The 6,190-nt window shown below is 66.0% G+C and carries 4 protein-coding genes; 3 read left to right on the top strand and 1 reads right to left on the bottom strand.

Annotation, left to right across the window (positions count from 1 at the left end; translation table 11 throughout):
- Positions 1 to 303 precede the first annotated feature (303 nt).
- Positions 304 to 1,293, top strand: coding sequence for a hypothetical protein (locus ACIOC1_RS35520; RefSeq protein ID WP_401858766.1), 990 nt, complete (start codon positions 304 to 306; stop codon positions 1,291 to 1,293).
- Positions 1,294 to 1,559: 266 nt separating this feature from the next.
- On the top strand, positions 1,560 to 2,291 hold the full coding sequence (locus ACIOC1_RS35515) for a transposase (protein WP_401858769.1): 732 nt from the start codon (positions 1,560 to 1,562) through the stop codon (positions 2,289 to 2,291).
- Here ACIOC1_RS35515 and ACIOC1_RS35510 read toward each other — a convergent pair.
- Entirely contained in the window at positions 2,275 to 2,973 is a 699-nt protein-coding gene (locus ACIOC1_RS35510) for a hypothetical protein (RefSeq protein ID WP_401858764.1), read from the bottom strand. The genes ACIOC1_RS35515 and ACIOC1_RS35510 overlap by 17 nt on opposite strands.
- Before the next feature lie 406 nt (positions 2,974 to 3,379).
- Between ACIOC1_RS35510 and ACIOC1_RS35505 the strand changes: the two genes are divergently transcribed.
- The coding region (locus tag ACIOC1_RS35505; protein ID WP_401858762.1) for a DUF6531 domain-containing protein at positions 3,380 to 6,190 on the top strand (2,811 nt) is incomplete at its 3' end.

The following is a 6,190-nucleotide window of genomic DNA, read 5'->3' as shown; positions in this document are numbered from 1 at the left end:
CCTCCACACCTACAACCACCACCGCGCCCACACCGCACTCGGCGGCCAGCCACCCATCACCCGCGTCAACAACCCTCCAGGTCAATACACCTAGGCGACGTGTCTTGAGCTGCATGCTGTCGTCAAGCAAGTCCTTCGTCAGCGCCTCTCGGGGCTTCGCGCTGACGGGAGCTGCGGCGCTGGCCCCTCGTTCTCAAAACTGCTGCCGGAGACCTTCACCCGCGAGGATCATGTCAGCGGAAGGCTGGAGCACGTCGCAGATGGGGAAGCGCCTCCGTTGAGGACCAGAGTGAACGGAAAAGCATGGCCACACCCCTCACCCCGCAGACCGTCCAACGGCTTGCGTTCATCCGCTTCCTCTACGAGCAGGGAACCGCCCAGGCCGGCCAGCCCCAGCCCATCGCGGCTACGTCGGTGCTGTCCTTCCACGACAGTGTCGAGCTCTTCCTCGTCCTCGCCGGCGAACACCTGCAGGTCAACCTGCCCACTCAGATCAACTTCTCCGAGTACTGGGGAAAGCTCGCCCCGAAGCTTCCCTCCGGCTCTGAACTGCCCAGCAAAAAGGCCATGGAGCGAATGAACAAGCTCCGGGTCAACCTCAAGCACCACGGAGCAATTCCGTCTCCGACGGACATCGCTCAGGTCAAGGCGGACGTGACGACGTTCTTCACCGACGCAACCCAACTGGTCTTCGGTGGGAGTTTCACGGAGATCGACATGATCGACCTAGTGACGAGGGTGGAGACCGTCCAACTCCTGCAGGACGCGCACACCCATGCCCTCGTCGGGGACTTCCCATCCGCGATGGCTGGCTTGCGGATTGCCTTCACCGAACTTATCGACCACTACACCGAACATCGAACACGGGGAGCAAGGTCCCCCTTCCGATTCGGTCCCACTGTCACCAACCGTCCCTTCGACCACCGCAATTCACGTGATGAGACCCTTCGCCAACTGGACAAGGTCAGCAACGCGACAGAAGCGATCCAGCGCGCTATGCGCGTCATCAGCCTCGGGATCGACTACGCGCGCTATGCACAGTTCGAGATTCTCGCTCCGGTGGTCCACGGCTACATGGACGGGTCGAGGCGCTTCGTGGTCGACGAAGGCCACAAACTCCTCTCCGAGGGCGACTACCAGTTTGGTCGCCTGTTCCTCATCGAGTCTGCACTGCAGGCGGCGAAGGCCGACTCGGTGCTGCAACGCCGAAATGACCACCGACAGGCGAATAGCCCTCAGCCGGGTGTCTGGGCGGCAGGGGATGAGAGGACCTGGGAAGGGCCCGCACACTGAGACTGTCGGCGCCGCAGCGCACCCGGAGGGGGCTGGCCCTCAATGACACCGATGGCCTCGCCCCCTGACGGGGGCGAGGCCATCGCGCAGTTCACCATCCGGACCAGACACGTCGCGGACACGCACGCAACGCATCACCCCAGTTCAAATCCGATGCGGACACTCCAGAACTCGGAAAACTTGACTAAGAGGTGTCCCGTAACTGCCGGTCATGGGTGAGATGATCTTGACGTGGCTGGTGTGTCACGGCGTCGGAGCCGTCTTGAATACGTCCGTTCACCGGGCTGAGCCCACGCTCCTTCGGCAGGTTGGTGACCGCGGTGCAGCGCGAGAGCGCAGCCGAACCACGGACGGGTCGTCCGTGGGGCCTCTCGCTTGAGGACCGTATTCTCCTGGTCGCCGCCTACTGGCGCACCAACTTGACCATGCGCCAACTGGCTCCGCTGTTCGGGACCTCGAAGTCGGCGGCCGACCGGATCATCGACCACATCGGGCCCCTGCTGGCCTTGCCGCCCCGACGCCGGTTCGCGAGGGGCACTGTTCTGATCGTGGACGGGACGTTGGTGCCCACCCGCGATCACGCGGTGGCCGAGCAGTCGAAGAACTATCGGTACTCCACCAACCACCAGGTAGTCATCGATGCCTACACCCGTCTGGTCGTCGTGGTCGGACGGCCGCTGCCCGGCAACCGGAACGGCTGCAAGGCGTGGGAGGAATCAGGGGCCAAGTCAGCGGTCGGACGGACGACCGTGATAGCTGACGGCGGCTACCCAGGGACTGGATTGATCATGCCGCACCGCCGCACCAAGCACGAGGAAATGCCCGACTGGAAGCGGGAGCACAACCGCTCACACAAGCAGGTCCGTGCACGAGTGGAGCATGCCTTTGCCCGAATGAAGACCTGGAAGATCCTCCGCGACTGCCGGCTCAAAGGCGACGGCGTCCACCATGCCAAGCGCGGCATCGCCCGCCTGCACAACCTCAACCTTGCCGGATAGGACCACAGCCGAACTCGCGCAGGTTCTCACCCGCGTCCGTCGGCGGGCGCGGAGTGTGTCGCGGCCACTGCGCTCCCACCTGTTCCACCACAGCGGCTCGGAAGGCTTCCAAAAGGACGCTTCCGGGGTACGTCCCAAAAGCTTGGTACTTCCAGCGGTAGTAGCACGACCAGTAGCTCACCACGCGCCGCTCCGTGCGCGCGAAGAAGGCCGCATTCCGAGCGATGAACTCACCGTAGGCACGGCGCTGGACCGAGCCGGGGTCCGCGAGCCCGGGAAGGCCCCGGCCGATCGCCTCGATGATCTCCAGCACGTACTCGCCGGCCAACTGCACCACGAACGGGACTACCCACGGCTCGTCCGACGCCACGATCCGCTCAAGGTGCCGCTGGCGGACCAGGCCATCATGGTGCCGGGAGTACAGGCAGTGCAGAATCACCTGCTGTGTCCCGGACAGTTGCCCATCCGAGCCGACGCCCGGTTCATCGTTGTAGATGCGCGACGGGATGGCGACGGTCTCGCCCTGCACCTCGACCTCGACCTCGACCTCGAAGGGCATCATCGGCGCATGCCTGGCCTCCGGCATGACCGCCAGGACGGTGCGCACGTCGTCGGCAAGACGGGTCGGAAACGCTGCCGTCAGCGCAGGGGCGACGTTCGACGAGTCCCGGGGCAGCTGCACCACAGGAGGATATGCGGCGAACCTATCGGTCACTCAACCACCCGCCTCAACGTTGCGGGACAGTCCTTAGCCCACCCCTGTGCACAGAACTTCAAGAGAATCGTACTCGCGTGCGATTCCCGGATTGAGTGGGCTTATGCCGTGAAGAACGTCACCCCGGGCGATGGCGCGGTCGAATCCTCGGTCGACACGCCAATTAGCGCTGCGACATGTTGGATTGGAGCACCATTGCTCCGTCGAAACCGCGGTGCATCGCGCGAAAGATCTTGAGGTGACCGAATGCCATCACTGTCACGCATCGCATTCGTTTGCCGGAGGACAACGTTCCACTGCCGGGCCCCTCCAGGATGTTTCAGGCGTGCCCGCCGACTGGTGCGGCACGGACTGTGATGGGGGTGGACTGCAAGTGCGGAAACGCATACTCGGACGCTGGGGCTCGGCGCTCGGCGTCGCGACCACGGGGGTGGTCATCGCGGCGGGTGCGCCGGCGGTGGCAGCCGCGCCGGACGTTCCGACGCAGGCGGTGGCGCTGGTCGACAGTGTCAAGCCGGTGCTGACGGCGAAGGTGTCGAGCCCGTCGGGCGGGCAGGTCACGGCGAAGTTCTTCGCCGGGACCTACGCCGCGAACGGCGCGTGGGATCTGGTCAACGGCGGCACGGTCACGGTCGCGTCGGGCTCGGTCGCCCGGCTGACGCTGCCGACGTCGATGCCGATCGGCACGGAGTTCGACTGGCAGGTGCAGGCCTGCCAAAGCGGCACCTGCTCGGCGTTGACGACGCTTCAGGACACGCATGTCTCGCCGATGCTGGGCGCGGGTGCACGGCCGGGTGCGACGCGGCTGTCGTTCTCCGCCGGCGACCATGTCTCGGCGCAGGTCGACGTGGGCTCGGGGAATGTACTGGTGTCCACCAGCGATCTGACGCTGCCCGGGATCAACGGCGATGTCGGTCTCGGCGCGTCGTACAACAGCGAGTCGGTGGGATCCGGGTTCACCTCGACCTCGGCCGCCGCGGGGTACGGGTGGCTGCTCACCCCGTACGACGTCTCGCTGACGGTGCATGAGGAAGGATCGGTGTCCTACCGCGGCCGGGCCGGTGTAACGGGCCTGTTCGTGTCCAACGGCAGCAGCTTCACCGCGCCGGGCGGGTTCAAGGCGGACCTGGTCAAGAACAGCGACGGCACCTACACGCTGACCGACCACTCCAGCCAGACCAAGCAGACGTTCGACTCCTCCGGCAAGCTCACCAAGATCACCGACCGCAACGGCAACACCACCACACTCGGCTACAGCGGCAGCCTGCCGGCCTCGATCGTGGCGACCCGCGGCACCACCAGCCAGCGCACCGGCGTGTACGCCAATGCGTCGGGTCATGTGACGACGCTGAAGCAGACCGCCTCGGACGGCTCGGTCCGCACCGTCACCTACACCGTCAACAGCAGCGGCGACCTGGCCTCGGTCAAGGACACCCTCAACCGCACCACGTCCTTCGGCTACACCGCGCACCAACTGACGTCGATCACCAACCCCGGCGGCGGCATCACCAACTTCACCTACGGCGCCCGCGGGGTCACCTCCGTCACCCAGCACAACACCGCCACCGGCTCCCCCGGCGACTCCATCACCCGGCTGTCCTACCCGTCTGCCACGCAGACCCTGCTGGCTGCGCCGAACACCGACCAGACGCAGTCGGTTTCCACGGTTCCGCACACCACCTACGACCTCAGCGCAGACAACACCGCGCACGTCACCAAGGCCACCGACGCCGACGGCAACGTCCGTTCCAAGACGTACACCGCGAACTTCGACACCTCCACCAGCACCGTCGGGTCCGGCAGCGGAGCCTCGACCTCGTCGAACGAGTACAACGCCAACGGCGGTGAGTCGCTGACCAAGACGACTTCCCCCACGGGTTCGTCGCAGTCCGCGCTCTACGGCAACACCGCCCCCGCCAGCAAGTACCTGCCGTCCTCCTCGACCGACGCCCAGTCCAACGCCAGCACCTACCACTACACCGGCGCCGGGCAGCGCGACGAGAGCACCGACGCCAACGCCGCCAACGCCAAGGTCACTTACAACAACGACGGCACCGTCGCCACCTCCACCGACCCGGGCAACAGCACCAGCGCCACCTACGGCTACGACTCCGCCACCCACCAGACCACCTCCGTCACCCCGGTGACCGGCGGCTCCCTGGGCGGGCAGACCTTCAGCTACGACAAGTACGGACGCCTGACCACGGCCAAGGACGGCCGGAACATCACCACCACCTACGCCTACGACGACGCGGACCGCATCACCTCGGTCACCTACTCCGACAGCACTCACGCCGTCGGGTACACCTACGACAGCTTCGGCCGCGTCCGGACCCGCACCGACGCCACCGGCACCACCACCTACACCTATGACGACCTCGGGCACCTGGCCACCCGCACCGCCACCTCCGGCGGCGGCACCCTCACCTACGGATACGACAAATCAGGGAACCTGACTACTGTCGCCGACGCCCGCGGCACCGCCACGTACACCTACGACGACGCGAACCTCCTCACCCAGCTCGTCACCGCAGCGCCGGCCTCCACCAAGATCCGCTTCGCCTACGACGACCACGGCCGCCGCACCGACACCTGGTACGGCACCGACACCAACCACACCATCTACAAAGCCCACGTCCACCAGGACTACGACGCCTCCGGCCGCCCCTCCCGCGTCTGGGCCGACCAGGGCCCCGCCACCTCACCCACCCGCCAGTTCGACGTCACCTACTGCCGCGCCGCAGGCGGCACACCCGGCACCACCTGCTCCACCGCCACCACCGACGACCGCAGCCTTCTCCAGTGGTCTAAGGACAACCTCTCGGGGAAAACGACGACCTACGGGTACGACCCGGGCAACCGGCTGACGTCAGTGGCGACTTCGGGAGGTGGGACCACGTACAGCTACGGCTACGACATACGCGGCAACCGCACCACCGCCACCGGGACAACCGCCCTCACCCACAACGCCGCCAACCAGATCACCACCAGCGGCTACACCTACGACGCCGCCGGGAACCTCACGAAAACCCCGTCGCTGTCCTCAGTCACCTACAACGGCGCCGGCCAGATGACCGCCGCCACCACCGCCACCGGAACCGGCACCTACACCTACGCCGGCACCAGCCAGACCGAACTGACCCACCAGACCACCGACGACGGCCAAAACGTCGACTACGTCTAC

The sequence above is a fragment of the Streptomyces sp. NPDC088197 genome (genome assembly GCF_044741185.1).
Taxonomy (GTDB): Bacteria; Actinomycetota; Actinomycetes; order Streptomycetales; family Streptomycetaceae; genus Actinacidiphila.
Note: the sequence above shows the minus strand (reverse complement) of the source record. Positions and strands in the feature narration are given on the sequence as shown.

Excerpts from the sequence above, each read along its gene's own strand:
- ACIOC1_RS35520 (WP_401858766.1), top strand. The coding sequence starts at position 304 with ATGGCCACACCCCTCACCCCGCAGACCGTCCAACGGCTTGCGTTCATC.